This is a genomic window from Epilithonimonas sp. (assembly GCF_036780765.1).
Taxonomy (GTDB): domain Bacteria; phylum Bacteroidota; class Bacteroidia; order Flavobacteriales; family Weeksellaceae; genus Epilithonimonas.
Map to the genome: position 1 here is coordinate 112,485 of NZ_DAIQCG010000007.1, position 16,565 is coordinate 129,049.

Consider the following 16,565-nt stretch of genomic DNA (forward strand, 5'->3'; position numbering starts at 1 on the left):
TTAGATATTTATAAATTGTTTAAAGACCATTTTAAAAGTAAATGAGGAATGTAAATTTGATTTATAATTCGTTGTTGATTCTCTAAATCAGTTTTTATAAATTCATCTTCTAATTCAATTTGGATATACATTAACAATAAAGAAATTGAACTTTTAGCTTCTAATAAAGTGTCAAAATTTCTATCAACAGTAGTAAATTCTAACAGCCCAGAATTTATATTAGAATACCAATTGAATTTATTTTTACTAAGCAAAATTGTTTCTTTATTCCAAACACCAACATTTTCTTGTAAATGTCCACTTTGTTTTTTCATTAATTTGTAACAAACTTCCAAAGAAATTTTTAAAACATCGTTCTTTGATATTGTACTATATTTTTGATTAATTAAATTTTCTAGCTCTTCCATACGCAATTTAGTTTTTCACAAAAATATAAAGAGGAATTCAATAATTATTACGGGAATCCGTATTTATTCGCAACTATCAATTCTATGACCTCAAACAATAATATTCAAATCTTAATACTCAACTCCAACCGTCCACCAAAACCAAGTTCAACAATTTTTTGAAGTGTAGAGATTCTCGCTTCTTTCAGGTTATTCTCAATTTTAGAAATATAAGATTTAGTCGTTCCTAATTTTTCAGCCAACTGTTCTTGCGTCATTCCCAATTATAAACGTGTATCGTGAATGAGCGCCCCAATATTAAAATTTTCGTAACCAGATTCTAGTTCATCACGTTCTTTGGTTCCACGCTTACCAAAATTTTTATTTTTGAACTCATCAAGAGTTGTTAGATTATTTACTATCTTCAAATTTTAATCTGATTTTACTCTCACTATTTCTACATTATAAATATAAAAAAGTTTCACTAAAGTGAAACAAAAAAAATAGAAAGTTCTTGATTTACAAAAATAAAATACTGAAAATCAAAACAAACTCAACTGTATCCCATCATTCCCTTTCATAGGCTTCGCATCACCAAAAACAGATTTCCCACCAAATCGCCACGAGTTTTGTCGCTCCTCTTCTATCACTTTTTCAAGACTAAAATCGGGTATGAAATTCTCTTCGGTTCTCACAGCAATTTCGTGTAGTTTTTTAATCGCAAGATTCTTATCCGTATTCCCCAACTTAGCTTTCTCGATTCCAGTTCTAAGGATAGAAATCGTTTCGTCATAAGTTTGGGTCGGAACAGGAAACGGATGTCCGTCTTTTCCTCCGTGTGCAAAAGAAAACCTCGCTGGGTCTGTAAATCTGGAAGGCGCCCCGTGAATCACTTCGCTCACCAAAGCAAGAGACTGCATCGTTCGCGGACCAATACCTTTCAACATCAGCAAATCTTCAAAATTCTCAGGTTCATTTTCTCTCGCCAGCCAAAGAATATTGCCCAGCTTTTTCATATCCACATCGCTCGCTAAAACTTCGTGATGAGCCGGCAAAATCAAACGTTGGAAATCCTGCATCCATTTCTCCGAATCGGTTTTTGTGATGTCAACTATTCCGTTTCTGTTTTGTTCGGCTTCAGAAGATGTGAGATTTAGAATATTGCCACGATTAACGCCGGAGATTCCCGTGTGAGGTTCGTTGACAAAAGAAGTTACATTTTCTGACAGCCAATGATAACGTCTCGCTGTTCCGTCAGAATCGTGCATCCCTTGCTGAACAACGGCCCAATTTCCTTGGTCAGACAAAATAAAATTATGCAGATAAAGCTGATAACCATCTTGGATAGCCGTATTATCAACCTTCGCAGACAACTTACTGCAACGCACCAATTCATCACCATTCAACCCTGTCGAATCTGCAATTCTCAGCAATTCATTCGGTGCATCTTTGGAGAATTTTCCTTTTCCGCCGGCAATATAAATTCCAAGAGATTTTGAATTCGGATTGATGGCTCGTTTCAAAGCGCCCATCACAGAGGTCGTGATTCCTGAAGAATGCCAGTCCATTCCCATCACCGCTCCAAAACTCTGAAACCAAAATGGGTCGGCTAAACGTCGAAGAACTTCATCTTTTCCATAATCTGCCAAAATCACTTCCACAATCGCCAGCCCAAGTCTGGACATACGCTCATAAAGCCAAGGCGGAACCTGACCGTAATGAAGGGGTAAATCTGCAGTTCCGGAACGTTTCATTATTTATTTTTGATGATCAAAAAAAGCATTCAGATTTTCAAGATTCTTTTTATCACTTCCTGCAAAAACTTCATCATCTGTGATGAAAACCGGACGCTTCAAAAAACTGTAATGATCAAGAATTAATTTCTTAAAATCCTTTTCTTTCAAAGAACTCACATCAATTCCTCTTTCCTTGATTTGCGTCGATTTTTTACTAAAAAGCGCTTCATAGGATTTCGTTTTGTTGTACATTTCTTCCAGTTCAGCTTCAGTCACAGGTTGAGATTTTATTTCTCTCAATTCCCAATCAGAAAGGTCAAGAGGTGTCATTATTTTCTTGTTGGTTCCGCAGGTTTTGAGATAGAATACTTTTTTCATTGTTGTTAAAGTCAAGAGATTTAAAATAGAATTTAAGAATCACAAATTTAGTGCAAATGTCAAATGAATAAAAGGTTGTAATCTAAAAATTCTTCCCTATTTTTGAATCTTAATAAGAATAAAATGGAAAATAAACCGGTTACATTTCAGTTCATTTCTGAACCGACAGACATTAATTTTGGAGGCAATGTTCACGGAGGAAGCGTGATGAAATGGATAGACCAAGTCGGTTACGCCTGCGCGAGCAATTGGTCGGGAACATATTGCGTAACGGTTTATGTTGGCGGAATCCGATTTTATCAGCCAATCAAAATCGGAGATATTGTAAAGCTGGAATCACACGTCATTTTCACAGGAAGCACAAGTATGCATATCGCTATTGATGTATTTTCGAGAAATGTAAAAGAGAAACAATTTGAAAAGAAAACGCATTGCATTATTGTTTTTGTAGCAGTTGACGAAAATGGAAAAGCTATGGAAGTTCCGAAATGGCAACCAACTACGGAAAAGGAAATTCAGCTAGAACAGTATGCAAAAAAACTAATGAATCTGAGAAAAGATATCGAAGACGAGATGAAACCATTTTTATAAATTTTCGTAAAAAATAGTTGTAGAATTAAAAATCATTTCTAAATTTGCTGTAATGAAAACAATGAACACAAAAAATTGGTGGTGGCTTTCAAACTCTTTGTCGGGTCTGAAAGGATTATCAGTGTTCTAAAATTGTGAACTAACTATAACTCAATCATAATAGACTTTGACAAATTTTGTTGAAGTCTTTTTTTTGTTAATGACTTCGACAAGCTTTAATAAAAATTGAAAATTATTTAAAATGAACTTGGAAAACATAATTAATATAAAAACTGTTGTCAAATCTCAATTGGCAGATTTGTTTACGCCAATCGGGATTTACCTTCGTCTGCGCGACCAGTTTCGGGACACGATTCTTTTGGAAAGTGCAGGAAATCAGAACTCTGAAAATTCGTTTTCTTTTATCTGTGTGAATGCTATTGCTGGAATAGAAATCCGAAATTACAACGAAGCTGAACTGAAATTCCCACTTGAAAATCCTCAGAAAATCAATTTAGAAAATGAAAAATTATCTGATTTGATGCAGGAATTTTCAAACTGTTTTAAATCTGAAAAACCCAACCTCGAGATTGGAAAACAAGCGCAAGGATTTTTCGGATATACAAGTTATGATGCGATTCCTTTTTTTGAGAATATTAAATTCAAAGAGCAATCGGATGAAAATAAAATCCCTTTGATGCGTTATCGCCTTTATCAATACGTGATTGCAATCAATCATCATAATGACGAAATGTTCCTGATTGAAAATAAAATCAATGGATTGAAGTCTGAACTTTCAACCCTTGAAAGCATTATCAATCAAAAAAACGCTCCGGTTTTCCCTTTCGAATCTTTAGGCGAAGAAACTTCAAATCTAACGGATTCAGAGTTTTTGGAATCTGTAGAATTTGCGAAAAAACACTGTTTCCGTGGCGACGTTTTCCAATTGGTTTTGAGCAGAAGATTTGAACAGAAATTCCAAGGTGATGAGTTCAATGTTTATCGTTCATTGCGAAATATAAATCCTTCTCCTTACCTATTCTTCTTCGATTATGGCGATTACAAATTGATGGGTTCCAGTCCAGAAAGTCAATTGATTATCAAAAACGGAAAAGCCATTATTCATCCGATTGCGGGAACTTTCAAAAGAACCGGAAACATAGAAAAAGATTTGGAATCTGCAGAAGAGCTCAAAAAAGACCCGAAAGAAAATGCGGAACACACGATGTTGGTGGATCTGGCAAGAAATGATTTGAGCATTCACGGGAAAAATACAACGGTTTCCAAACTTAAAGAAATCCATTTTTTCTCTCACGTGATTCATATGGTTTCGGAAGTCGTAACCGATGTTAAAGAAGACCAAAATCCATACGAAATGATTGCAACTACTTTTCCGCAAGGCACTTTAAGTGGCGCTCCAAAATACCGAGCAATGCAATTGATTGATGAACACGAGAAAACTTCCAGAAGCTATTATGCAGGTTGTATTGGGTTTGTAGGCTTTGATGGAAGTTGTAACCAAGCGATTATGATTCGAACTTTTTTGAGTAAAAACAACACTCTATTTTATCAAGCTGGAGCTGGAATCACCGCCAAATCTGTTTCAGAAAGTGAGTTACAGGAAGTTAATAACAAACTTGGTGCTTTGAAAAAAGCGATTGTAAAAGCAGAACGAATTGTAAATTGATTTTGTCATTCAGAACGAAGCATAGCGTAGTGAAGAATCTCAAAAAATTTGAATTAAGATTCCTCCTCTAGTCGAAATGACAAAAAAATGACAAACTAAAAATATTAAAATGGAAAATAATATAAAACCATCAACTAAAATTCTGGTGTTTGACAATTACGACAGTTTCACCTATAATTTGGTTCAAATCATCGAACAAATTGTAGGCGAGAAAATAGATGTTTACAGAAATGACCAAATCCCTTTGGAAGACATTGAAAAATACGATAAAATCATTCTTTCACCAGGTCCTGGGATTCCAGAAGAAGCTGGAATTTTGCTAGAAGTGATTAAAAAATATGCACCTACTAAATCTATTTTCGGAGTTTGTCTCGGTCAGCAGGCGATTGCCGAAGCTTTTGGTGGAAGTTTGATTAATCTTTCAGAAATCTATCACGGTGTTGCGACTGAAGCTACTCAAACCAGTGAACATCATATTTTCAATAATTTACCTAAAACTTTAGAGGTTGGAAGATACCATTCCTGGGCAGTAAATCCAGACGATTTTCCAGCAGAATTAGAAATCACAAGTATTGATAAAAACGGAATGATTATGAGTTTGAAACATAAAACTTACGATGTTCACGCCGTTCAATATCATCCTGAAAGTATTTTAACGCCTGATGGAAAAAAGATTTTAGAGAATTTTTTAAAGACGAATGCTGGAAGTCAGAAGTTAGAAGAATAAATATAACGCACAAATACTTCCGACTTTAGACATCTGACTTCGGACAAATATTATGAAACAAATCCTACAATACTTATTCAATCACCAAACTTTGACCAAAGCCGAAGCCAAAGCCATTTTGATTGAAATTTCACAAAATAAATTCAACGAAAGCGAAGTCATTTCTTTCATTACAGTTTTCTTAATGCGAACTATTAGTCTGGAAGAACTAGAAGGTTTTCGTGAAGCACTTTTACAATTAGCAAAACCTGTCGATTTGGGAACCAGAGATTTGGTAGATATCGTCGGAACAGGAGGTGATGGAAAAAACACCTTCAATATTTCCACTTTAGCAAGTTTCATCGTTGCAGGAACTGGACAAAAAGTAGCCAAACAAGGCAATTACGGCGCATCATCTATTTCTGGTTCGTCCAATGTTCTGGAAGAATTGGGTTACAAATTCAAAAATAATTCTGAAGATTTGAAAGCCGATTTGGAAAAAGGAAATATCTGTTTTCTGCACGCACCGTTATTTCATCCCGCTTTGAAGTCGGTAGCTCCGCTCAGAAAACAACTTGGTTTGAAGACATTTTTCAATCTTTTGGGACCGTTGGTCAATCCTGCTCGCCCGGATTTCACAATGATTGGCGTTGCAAATCTTGAAATTGCGCGCGTTTATCAATATCTTTTGCAAAAACAAAAAAGCGAGTTTATGATTGTACACGCTTTGGATGGTTATGACGAAATTTCCTTAACTGGAGATACCAAAATTTTCAGTAAAACTGGCGAGAAAATTTATTCCGCAGAAGATTTGAAATTCAAAAATATTGCACCAGAAAGCATTTTCGGAGGCGAAACCAAAGAACATGCAGCGAAATTATTTATCAAAATATTGGAAGGAAACGGAACGGAAGAACAAAGTTCTGTGGTTCTTGCTAATGCTTCAATTGCTTTGGAAAACACCGGAAAATATGGCAATTATGATAGTTGTTTGGCTTTGGCCAAAGAAAGTTTGGAAAATGGAAAAGCGTTACAAAGTTTGAAAAACATTATCAAATAAATTGAAAATTTGTCATTCAGAACGTAGCATCGCGGAGTGAAGAATCTTTTTAAATTAAAGTATGAAAACTTTAGGAACACATAATTATTATGTTTATATTCTGACAAATAAGAATAAAACAGTTCTTTATACTGGAGTAACTAATGATTTGAAAGGCCGATTATTTTGGCATATGAATCCTGAATCTCATACTAATCATTTTACATATAAATATAAATGCTTCTTTTTAATTTATTACGAATTTTTCCAAGATGTAGACCAAGCGATTGCAAGGGAAAAACAAATAAAAGGTTATTCCAGAATGAAAAAAGAAAAACTTATTCAAAATATTAATCCTAATTGGGATTTTTGGAATGATAAAATTGAATAAATTTCAGTTCTAACGAAGTGGAAAATCTAAAAAGATTCTTCGCTACACTCTGTTTCGCTCTGAATGACAAAATCCAAAAAAGTAAACAAAATGAATATTCTCGATAAAATAATAGAACGAAAAAAGCAAGAAGTTGCAGAAGCAAGATCCAAAATCTCTGTTCAAAATCTGAAAGATTCTGAGTTTTTTGGAAGACCAACTTTTTCATTGAAAGAAACTTTAAAATCCAAGTCTGGAATCATCACCGAATTCAAAAGACAATCACCGAGTAAAGGCATTATTAATGATAAAGTCTCACCTTTGGAAGTCGTTTCTGAATATGAAAAATTCGGGGCAAGTGCGGTTTCTATTTTGACAGATTCAGACTTTTTCGGTGGAAATTTTGATGATGTTTTAAATGTTAGAAATCAAATTAACATTCCGATTTTGAGAAAAGATTTTATGATTGATGAATATCAATTTTACGAAGCAAAATCAATTGGAGCTGATGTTATTTTGTTAATTGCAGCTTGTCTTTCTCCAACTCAGGTTTCGGAATTTACAGAATTGGCGCATTCATTAAATCTCGAAGTTTTGCTGGAAATCCATTCTGAAGATGAATTGAAACATATCCATAAAAATGTAGATTTTGTCGGAATTAATAATAGAAATTTGAAAGATTTCAAAGTGGATTTGCAACATTCTGTAGATTTGAAAAATCAACTTCCAAAGGATATTTTATCTATTGCAGAAAGCGGAATTTATAATGAAGAAGATTTCAGATTCTTGAAAGAAAAAGGCTTTGATGGTTTTTTGATGGGAGAATATTTTATGAAAAATGAAAATCCGGGAAGCAAATTCGGGGAATTCATTTCTAATGTACTAATTTAAAATAACAACCTTGTCATTCTGAACGGAAAGAAACGAAGTGAAGAATCTATGAGATTCCTCATCGCTCGGAATGACATCTTGGAAATTGATGTTATGATTAAACCAAAAATTAAAGTCTGCGGACTTACAAAACTCAATCAGATTCAAGAATTAATTGATATGAAAGTCGATTTTCTGGGATTTATCTTCTATGAAAAGTCTCCAAGATATGTTTTGAATCACTTGAGTTTAGAGCAGATTTCAGAATTTAATCATCAAAGAAAAGTTGGCGTTTTTGTGAATGAAACTGTTGAAAAAATTATTGAAATCTCTGAAAAAGCAAAACTGAATTTCATTCAACTTCACGGTGATGAAACCGAAGAATTTATTTCAGAATTAAGACAAAAATTGAATCCAGAAATTGGAATTATAAAAGTCATCAGAGTGGGAAGTCAGAAGTCGGAAGTCAGAAGTGAAATCGAAAAAGTCTTCGTCTCCGCTAAGACTGACAAGCTAAAACAATCAACCATCAACTATCTATTATTCGATACCGATTCCAATGCGTTTGGCGGAACTGGAAAAACTTTTGATTGGAAGATTTTAAACGATATCAACATTCCGATTCCTTATTTTTTAAGTGGCGGAATTTCTTTAGAAAATGTGGAAGATTTGAAAAATATCAATCAAAAACCAATTGCCCTTGACATTAATTCAAAATTTGAAATCGAGCCAGGAAATAAAGACATTAATAAAATAATAGAATTTAAAACATTACTAGAAATTTAGATCCTACGGAATGACAAACAAACAGTTTAAACATTTTTGTCATTCCGAAAGAATTTCAACATAAATTTGACAATTATGAACTACCAAAACCCAGATAAAAACGGTTATTACGGAAATTTCGGAGGCGCTTTTGTTCCAGAAATGCTTTATCCGAATGTTGCCGAGTTACAGCGCAACTATTTACAAATCATCGAATCCGAAGAATTTCAGAATGAATTTCAGGATTTGTTGAAGAACTATGTCGGGCGCGCTACTCCACTCTATTTTGCAAAGAATTTGAGCGAAAAATATCAGACTCAAATTTATTTGAAAAGAGAAGATTTGAATCACACCGGAGCACACAAAATCAATAACGCTTTAGGCCAAGCTTTATTAGCTAAGAAACTTGGAAAACACAGGATCATCGCCGAAACCGGAGCCGGACAACACGGTGTTGCAACCGCAACTGCGTGTGCATTACTTGGTTTGGAATGCATTGTTTATATGGGCGAAGTCGATATCCAAAGACAAGCGCCAAACGTTGCCCGAATGAAAATGCTAGGAGCTACTGTAATTCCTGCAACTTCAGGTTCAAAAACATTGAAAGATGCTGTGAATGAAGCTTTGAGAGATTGGATTAATAATCCTTCCACTACGCATTATATTATCGGAAGTGTGGTTGGCCCGCATCCATTTCCGGATTTGGTTGCAAGATTTCAATCAATAATTTCGAAAGAAATCAAAGAACAACTGAACGAAAAAATAGGAAGAGAAAATCCTGATTATGTGATTGCCTGCGTTGGTGGTGGAAGTAATGCTGCAGGAACTTTTTATCATTTTGTGAATGAAGAAAACGTGAAAATTATTGCGGCGGAAGCAGGAGGTTTTGGCGTTGATTCAGGGAAATCTGCGGCAACAACCTTCTTAGGAACTTTAGGAATTTTGCACGGAAGCCAGAGTTTGGTAATGCAGACGGAAGACGGACAAGTTATTGAGCCACATTCTATTTCTGCAGGTTTGGATTATCCGGGTATTGGACCAATGCACGCTAATCTTTTCAATCAAAAACGAGCAGAATTTTTCAGTATTAATGATGATGAAGCTCTGAAATCTGCTTTTGAACTGACAAAAATCGAAGGTATAATTCCTGCTTTGGAAAGTGCGCACGCTTTGGCGGTTTTGGATAAAAAGAAATTTGACAAAGATGATATCGTTGTGATTTGTCTTTCGGGTCGTGGCGATAAGGATATGGAAACGTATTTGCGAAAGCTGGATGATGGAAGTCAGATGACGGAAGTTTAATAGTTTTTAAATCTTTTCGCAAATCAATTAATTATTTTACTTAAAATTAAATTTATGAACGATTATAACACCAAGCTTGCCGCTTCCAACTTCCAACGAAAGAAACTAAACATATATTTCACAGCAGGAATTCCATCTTTGGAAGATACTGGAAAAATTGCCAAACTGATTCAGGAATCGGGAGCAGATATGATGGAAATTGGGATTCCTTATTCTGATCCTGTTGCAGATGGGCCTGTGATTCAGGATGCGCATTCTCTAGCTTTGAAAAACGGAATGTCTCTCAAGAAACTATTCGAGCAATTGGCAGAAATCAAAGAATCTGTAACGATTCCAAAAATATTAATGGGTTATCTGAATCCCGTTCTTCAATTTGGATTTGAAAATTTTTGTCAGAAATGTGCCGAAGTTGGTGTTTCAGGATTGATTATTCCTGATTTGCCTCCAATTGAATTTGAGAATAAATATGGCGAAATCCTAAAGAGACACCATCTGAATTTCACGTTTCTCGTAACGCCGGAAACTTCGGAAGAACGCATCAAATATCTGGATTCTCTAAGTTCTGGATTTTTATATGCTGTGAGTTCTTCTTCCACAACAGGGAACGAAAATGCAGTTTTGAAGAATGAAAATTATCTGGACAGATTAGCTTCTTTAGATTTGAAAAATCCAGTTTTCATCGGTTTTGGAATCAAGAATCGATCTGATTTTGAGAATGTGACAGAGAAAGCACAAGGTGGAATTATCGGAACTGCTTTTGTGAAAATTCTTCTGGACAATGAAGATTGGGAAGTTAAAGGAAGAGAATTCATCAAAGAAATTAAGTAAATATTCTCGCAGATTAGCCAAATTCGGTAGATTCAAATATCTAAAACTTAGCTGAATGTGCGAGAAATAAAGTCAATTAAAAAAAGAGTTTCAAAAATCTGAAACTCTTTTTTATTTTTTAATCGTTACTCTCAAAAATTGTTGAGAAAGCTGATGTGACCAATGATAACAGAATACTGAAGAGCAACGCCCAAAGGAAGCCGTCAACTTGCATACTGTCCATAAAATAATCCGCTAAAAGAATTATCAAAGCGTTAATAACAAAGGAAAACAATCCAAGTGTGAGAATTGTAATCGGCAATGACAAAATTGAAAGAATTGGTTTCACAATCAGGTTCAAAAGACCTAAAACAACGGCGAAAATGATGGTTGAACCAAAATCATTGAAATGCACACCTGAAAGGATTTTGCTGAGCAAAAATGCTGAAATGGCGGTTATCAGCAAACGGATAATAAAGTTCATAGTTTAATGTTTTATTGATTAAAGTTCTCTATTCAAAAAGTAGACCTAATATTTAGATTTTTGAAAAACTTTCATTTCTTTATATTGTACCCCTTTTTCTTTCTCCAGTTTATCCGGAATCAAAATCCCAAAAAGATGATCTATCTCGTGCTGGAAAATCACAGCCGTGAAACCTTCCACCATTTCCTCGTGTTTCTTATTTTCAAGGTCATAATATTCCAGTCGGATGCTGTAACTTCTGTAAAAAGCATCACGAAAATTATCTATAGAAAGGTCGCCTTCCGGACCTTTATTCAACAATTCAGACCACCACGTAATCTTCGGATTGATAAAATATTCCACCGGCGCATCCTTCTTATCAAAACGCTGAACCAGAATCACTCTCCTATTAATCCCCACTTGTGGCGCCGCAATACCAACACCTCCGCCCGTTCCAGCCAACGCCAATCTCATTCTCTCTATCAAAATCGGCAAAGTTTTATCCTTGGGAGAGATTTCCTCCGACTGAGCTAACAAAACTTTGTGTTGCTCAGCATTATCGGTTTGATAAATGGGTAAAGCAGTTTTTACATCGCCCGCTAAGATGAGCGCTTTTTCATCCTTTGAAAACTTTTGAGAAAATCCGTTGAAGCTTATCAATAGTAATAATATCAAAGTAAAATTCCGCATATTGCAATGTTATATATATATTTTAAAAATCAAAAACTTAAATTCTAAGAATCTTATCCAGAGTAACCACGAATGGCTTTCCTGCATTAATTTTATAGTTACCTGTATCCGTTTTGGCTTTATATTCTTCCAGCTTCTTGTAGTTAACCTTCAGATCATCCCAGTCATTACATGGTTCTATTGATATAACTAGATAATCAGGTTTGGTAGGACGAGGATAGTTCAGCGCTTCAAGTTTTGCTTTAGAAAATACTTTGGGTCCCTGGCTTGTTATTCGGAAAAGTTGTGTTGCAATAGCTTTACCACTTTCTCGTAGCAAGAGATACTTTGCTTGTACAACATCTGGTTCGAAAATCAGAGTACCATGATCATCATTCATTCGGAAGTTGTACAGCTTGTTTTTCAAATACCACTCCAGGTGCTGCTTAGTTTTTATAAAACCTACCAATACATTAGTTTTCAAAACATCTGTCTTTTGCTTTTCCATATCATTAGACAGCGGTCTCAGCTGAGTACCATATGCTACTACTGGCTCTTTTAATATAGAATTGGAGTTATTGGCAATACGCTCACGATGGGTCGTTCTATCTTTTAGATGATTAATGATTTTATCCAAAAATAAACTAAGACCAGAGATACCTGTTTCATACAAAGACGGATTAATCGTAAAGGCTCCAAGCCCTGGTAAAACTTCATGAAAACCATTGAATTCTTTACTAACTTTCCCTGGATACAAAATATAAGCACCACCAGTTCTGCGTATAGCATCTTTATAGGCATGCATTTTTAGAAGATCTACATTTTTAAAAGTTCCCTTTCTTTCCTCAATATCAGTTTTATTCATTTCTGATTCCTCATCAGACTCTGTATATTGTTGTTGTATATCCTGTATTTTATACTTGGCATCGAAATGAATATGCACTATTACATCCTCTTTTTCAGCCTCATCCTCATTGTAAGATGCTGGCCAGATACTCAGCGTATAGTCAGGCCGCAGAGTAGTCGTTATACTTCCGTGTTTTCCCTCTGCATATCGACTGCCTCCTTTGAAGGTTCTGTTGTAGCTGAATCGCACACTCAGATTCCTAGATGCAAAACGCGTAACACCGTTTATGATAAGTTCCTTACCAGATTTTAGTTTGAGAGACAATCCTGCCTCATCTGGTTCAAAAAGGTGCTCAAAATTCTTCTGCTTATAAGCCTCTAGATCAAATTTATCTACAATCAGGTCATAAAGTTGAAAGAACAGCCAATACTCATACAAGGTAGCGATATCACGTTTCCCCGCTTCATACACATCTTCACCTCCATTCCATATCAGTTTAGAGGCTAGGTCAAATTGTAGCCATCGGTTTAGAACTTCGCGATAACCACTTCTTTTTTGCAGTAGCGGACTGTTCAGCTTCAGAGATACAGCCTGGGAAATATCACTGAAAAATGAATGACCAAGAAAAGAAGAAAGTTGTTCAGATAAACGTTTAGCTTCAGATGCAGCATAACCGTAACTGGCACTTCTATTGAAGACAGCTAAACATTGTTGAACAAAATTCTCAAACTCCTGCAACACATGTTTTATGAATCGGTTTTCTGCTGTATCAGTACTTTCCCTCCTCACAGGAGATTGTATGTGATAAGGCAAACTTGTTAAACCTACATCGCTCAAATATCCGGAATCTGAACAATCTTCTCTCCTGCTTCCAAATATCAGCTGCTTCATTGTACTTCGGTTGATGCGCTTGATCTGCGAAGCGCGTATCACTACCTCATCTTTCATCCATGTAGTAGAAGGATTGCCAATGATTCTTAGGATAGCCTCTTCAAAATCACTAGTCTCCAAAAAAGATTTCACAAAACAAAACCGTTGATACATCGTTCGGCTGTCTGTTGTGTAATCTATTTCCAGATATTGGTTTACGGGTGTATTCACCTGCATCATCAGATCCGTACAGTGGTCTGTGATATCCTCCAACATCCTACGATAGTTTTCCCGGTAAGACTTATCTTCCGTTTTATCAAATTTGGTGGCAACAACTTCTAGAGCAATCTGTTTCTCCGTACGTTCATTTGCAGTATGTATTACATCTACCACTAGGCGCCCAACAAAGATATTAGGAACAATTCTTCCTCTGCTTCCGGTTTTTTTAGATGGCACCACAACACCACTTGTTCTGGCTCGCAAGCTGTACTCAGAAGCCCTTGCTCCCGTTAGCTCATATTCGTAGCTACGTCCTTCCAGCAGCTGGTAGATACTCTCTCCGTATAGATCTGCTGTCAACTCTGGGATAGTTCTCGCGGGGATATCTCCTTCCGCTGTTATTTCAAGCATCAGATCCTCCGCAATATCCTGCAGTCCTATTTGTATTTCGTCGTTAGGCTTCTGCATAGCTTGTGAAGCCGTTGTTTATAGCATTATAGTACATGCGCACAAGCTTTTCATAACTCACTTTATAGCGGATATTTCCAGCTTCTACCTCAGATAGCTTATCAAGACCAAATCCTTCTTTATTTTTTAGGCAGAGTTTCATCAAGGCTTCCAATGGCTTCACAATTTTAGATCGCGACCCGTGTAGTTTTGGCAATAGTTTCTGCATAATGGCAAAATCTATAATATCATCTTTATCTAGCCCACTATCTATTTTACCAAGCTGGGCATACAGCACTTGTATTTCGTAAGCAGAGCGGTAGCCAAACTCCGCACCCACAGTCTTCAGCTCTCGGAAGAAATCTGTTAGTACATTCGTCAGAGCCTCATCGCTTTCTGGTCTTGCATCCTTCAAAAGCTTTACAAAATCTGCCCCCATAGTGGCTCCTTCACCTGTTAGTTGACTTAGATCTACAGTCTCAGAACTAGAGAGAAACGCGGCAATATCTTCTTCACTCAGGCGAAACTCTATCACATTCGCTCGGTCCAATACTTTCGGACTAAACATATACGTCGTTTCATCTATGTTCACAGTCCCAATGATGAAGAGATTCTTTGGCCAAGACAAAGTTTTAGGAATAGGCAACTCTGCACTTTTTCTATCAGTTCCGGTATAGAGTTTTAGAGAGTCTTTGGACTCCATGATGCTTAGGAAATCGGCAAAATACCGCTCCACATGAGACAGGTTCATCTCATCCAGTAGCAGGAAGTAGGGCTTCTCACTGTTTTCTGTTTTACTTGCTTCTATGATCAGTTCAAGAACTCCATTATCGGGTGTCACATACTCATCCGTTTTCAATCCATTGGGATAGCCCAGCAGAGGTTCACGGTTCATCCAGTCTGCACCCACAGGCACTATCTGGTATTGGCTATCACCTTCACAAATCCATTGCATAAAAGATTGTGCAATCTTAGTCTTGCCAGAGCCTGCCAGTCCTGTTAGTATCACAAATGGCTTAGTGACCAATGATGCCACAAAACGTTTAACCAAAGTCTCATCAAACCGAAGATGAGATTCTGTTAAGGATTTATAATAAGATTGGAAGTTGAATGGGGTAATTGATTTATTATTCTTTTCTATATTTGGTTTATCTATACCTTTACTAATTAAAAATTCTTTATATTTATTTAAACTCGCGGAATAGAAATATCTTTCACCATAAGAGGGAGCATCGTGATTATAAATAAAAGAAGTCTTATCCTTTTGTAGCTTTTTGACTTCAGTATGTAAATCATCAATTAATTTTACATCATTGATTTGATAGATTGACTTATAATCAATCCTTTTATTTTCATAAAATCTATTAGATAACCAATCCAAAGAAGACATGTATGCAGGACCTGCACCAGATTTATCTTTCAAATTATTTTTAACCCAATTTTTAAACTCTTCTCTATTATTCATTTTCTACACTGCTGTTAATAGTTTTTATATAAATCAAAAAGCTAAAATAAACCAAATTTCCCACTTTTCAAGCTCTTATTTCGCTTACTTTATTTAAATTATAAAATTCAATAATCAATAAATTACCTGCACTATTTCAAACAAATCATTAACACAAATACCATTTCGGTATTAATTATTCATCAGTTATATCACTCACGGTATTTTTTTATTAACTTTACCTCCCTTCAAAATTCATTAATTTAAAAATCTCTAGAAATATTGGAATCATCAAAAAACAAATACCATGAAAAACAATCAATTAACCAATGCACAATGGGCAGAACTTTTACGTGAAATTAGACAATATCTAAAACAGCAAGGCATCATCCGCTTCCAAAAAGAAGACATTATGTTTGAGAATGACGTTTGTGATATGTTGCGCATCACACCCCGCACGCTGCTCAATCTCAGAAAAGACGGCATAATCCATTGCGCCAAATTCCGTGGACAATGTATATACATCCGCAGTATCCTATTTTTCAATATTATAGAAAACTACGACAAAGAGTAGCCCCTACCAACTTTTTTCCGCTCCCTTCCATTTTAGATCGCAATGGTTTGATAACCACAAACCTTTGCAACCCCCACAGTGCCCTATGCTAAAAAAAACATTTTCTAATCATCCCTCTAGTCTTCAATTGTTTTTTTTAATCGTTTAGCTATCAAATTCTATAACTGGCAACCTATTAGCTTCCTACAAGCCACCTCCAAAATACCTCCAACATACCAACAAAGTACCGCCAAGATACCTCCAAATATATTGCCCAAAAAAAAACATACTTCCCATAATACCTTTTCTATCAGTCATTTCAATACATTTCTTCATTCATAAGAATAGAAAAAAGAGGAAAATAACGGAAAATCACAATCATTCTTTTAAAATTAAAAAGACAAAAACGGAACTTTGACTTCTATAACAATCAAAAT

At 35.6% G+C, this 16,565-nt stretch carries 18 protein-coding genes; 10 read left to right on the plus strand and 8 right to left on the minus strand.

Annotation, left to right across the window (positions count from 1 at the left end; all coding sequences use genetic code 11):
• Positions 1-8: 8 nt before the first annotated feature.
• The 4 genes from V7P73_RS11635 to V7P73_RS11650 form a co-directional block, all read right to left on the minus strand.
• Entirely contained in the window at positions 9-407 is a 399-nt protein-coding gene (locus V7P73_RS11635) for a hypothetical protein (protein WP_333853877.1), read from the minus strand.
• A gap of 104 nt (positions 408-511) precedes the next feature.
• Positions 512-664, minus strand: a complete 153-nt coding sequence (locus V7P73_RS11640) for a helix-turn-helix domain-containing protein (protein ID WP_333853879.1) — start codon at positions 662-664, stop codon at positions 512-514.
• Between the two features lie 264 nt (positions 665-928).
• On the minus strand, positions 929-2,140 hold the full coding sequence (locus tag V7P73_RS11645; RefSeq protein ID WP_333853880.1) for a DUF763 domain-containing protein: 1,212 nt from the start codon (positions 2,138-2,140) through the stop codon (positions 929-931).
• A gap of 3 nt (positions 2,141-2,143) precedes the next feature.
• Positions 2,144-2,500 (minus strand): arsenate reductase family protein, encoded by a 357-nt coding sequence (locus tag V7P73_RS11650; protein ID WP_333853882.1) that lies wholly within the window; start codon positions 2,498-2,500, stop codon positions 2,144-2,146.
• Between the two features lie 123 nt (positions 2,501-2,623).
• Between V7P73_RS11650 and V7P73_RS11655 the strand changes: the two genes are divergently transcribed.
• The 9 genes from V7P73_RS11655 (at position 2,624) to trpA (ending at position 10,637) form a co-directional block, all read left to right on the plus strand.
• The gene (locus tag V7P73_RS11655) at positions 2,624-3,091 is read left to right on the plus strand and encodes an acyl-CoA thioesterase (protein ID WP_333853884.1); all 468 of its coding nucleotides are present in this window, start codon (positions 2,624-2,626) and stop codon (positions 3,089-3,091) included.
• Positions 3,092-3,332: 241 nt separating this feature from the next.
• Positions 3,333-4,757: an anthranilate synthase component I family protein gene (locus tag V7P73_RS11660; protein WP_333853886.1), complete on the plus strand. Its 1,425-nt coding sequence runs from the start codon at positions 3,333-3,335 to the stop codon at positions 4,755-4,757.
• Between the two features lie 109 nt (positions 4,758-4,866).
• A complete protein-coding gene (locus V7P73_RS11665; protein ID WP_333853888.1) occupies positions 4,867-5,484 on the plus strand; it encodes an anthranilate synthase component II in 618 nt (205 codons plus the stop codon).
• 52 nt (positions 5,485-5,536) lie between these two features.
• On the plus strand, positions 5,537-6,523 hold the full coding sequence (trpD, locus tag V7P73_RS11670) for an anthranilate phosphoribosyltransferase (protein WP_333853890.1): 987 nt from the start codon (positions 5,537-5,539) through the stop codon (positions 6,521-6,523).
• A 61-nt stretch (positions 6,524-6,584) separates the two neighbouring features.
• Positions 6,585-6,893 carry a GIY-YIG nuclease family protein gene (locus V7P73_RS11675; protein WP_333853891.1) on the plus strand — a complete coding sequence of 103 codons (309 nt, stop codon included), beginning with the start codon at positions 6,585-6,587 and terminating at the stop codon, positions 6,891-6,893.
• Positions 6,894-6,983: 90 nt separating this feature from the next.
• Positions 6,984-7,763, plus strand: coding sequence for an indole-3-glycerol phosphate synthase TrpC (trpC, locus tag V7P73_RS11680; RefSeq protein ID WP_333853892.1), 780 nt, complete (start codon positions 6,984-6,986; stop codon positions 7,761-7,763).
• Positions 7,764-7,811: 48 nt separating this feature from the next.
• Positions 7,812-8,528, plus strand: a complete 717-nt coding sequence (locus tag V7P73_RS11685) for a phosphoribosylanthranilate isomerase (RefSeq protein ID WP_333853894.1) — start codon at positions 7,812-7,814, stop codon at positions 8,526-8,528.
• A gap of 75 nt (positions 8,529-8,603) precedes the next feature.
• On the plus strand, positions 8,604-9,809 hold the full coding sequence (trpB, locus tag V7P73_RS11690) for a tryptophan synthase subunit beta (RefSeq protein ID WP_333853895.1): 1,206 nt from the start codon (positions 8,604-8,606) through the stop codon (positions 9,807-9,809).
• Positions 9,810-9,863: 54 nt separating this feature from the next.
• The gene (gene trpA / locus V7P73_RS11695) at positions 9,864-10,637 is read left to right on the plus strand and encodes a tryptophan synthase subunit alpha (protein ID WP_333853896.1); all 774 of its coding nucleotides are present in this window, start codon (positions 9,864-9,866) and stop codon (positions 10,635-10,637) included.
• 118 nt (positions 10,638-10,755) lie between these two features.
• Here the strand turns inward: trpA and V7P73_RS11700 are convergent, their stop codons facing one another.
• From V7P73_RS11700 to V7P73_RS11715, 4 genes are read right to left on the minus strand one after another with little or no spacing between them, the layout of a single operon-like run.
• Positions 10,756-11,100, minus strand: coding sequence for a phage holin family protein (locus V7P73_RS11700; RefSeq protein ID WP_333853898.1), 345 nt, complete (start codon positions 11,098-11,100; stop codon positions 10,756-10,758).
• 45 nt (positions 11,101-11,145) lie between these two features.
• Positions 11,146-11,769: a peptide deformylase gene (locus tag V7P73_RS11705; RefSeq protein WP_333853900.1), complete on the minus strand. Its 624-nt coding sequence runs from the start codon at positions 11,767-11,769 to the stop codon at positions 11,146-11,148.
• Positions 11,770-11,806: 37 nt separating this feature from the next.
• Positions 11,807-14,152, minus strand: coding sequence for a DUF2357 domain-containing protein (locus tag V7P73_RS11710; RefSeq protein ID WP_333853902.1), 2,346 nt, complete (start codon positions 14,150-14,152; stop codon positions 11,807-11,809).
• Positions 14,139-15,596: an McrB family protein gene (locus tag V7P73_RS11715; protein ID WP_333853904.1), complete on the minus strand. Its 1,458-nt coding sequence runs from the start codon at positions 15,594-15,596 to the stop codon at positions 14,139-14,141. Before V7P73_RS11715 ends, V7P73_RS11710 begins: the two co-directional genes overlap by 14 nt.
• Before the next feature lie 286 nt (positions 15,597-15,882).
• Between V7P73_RS11715 and V7P73_RS11720 the strand changes: the two genes are divergently transcribed.
• Entirely contained in the window at positions 15,883-16,149 is a 267-nt protein-coding gene (locus V7P73_RS11720; RefSeq protein ID WP_333853906.1) for a helix-turn-helix domain-containing protein, read from the plus strand.
• Positions 16,150-16,565: the final 416 nt, after the last annotated feature.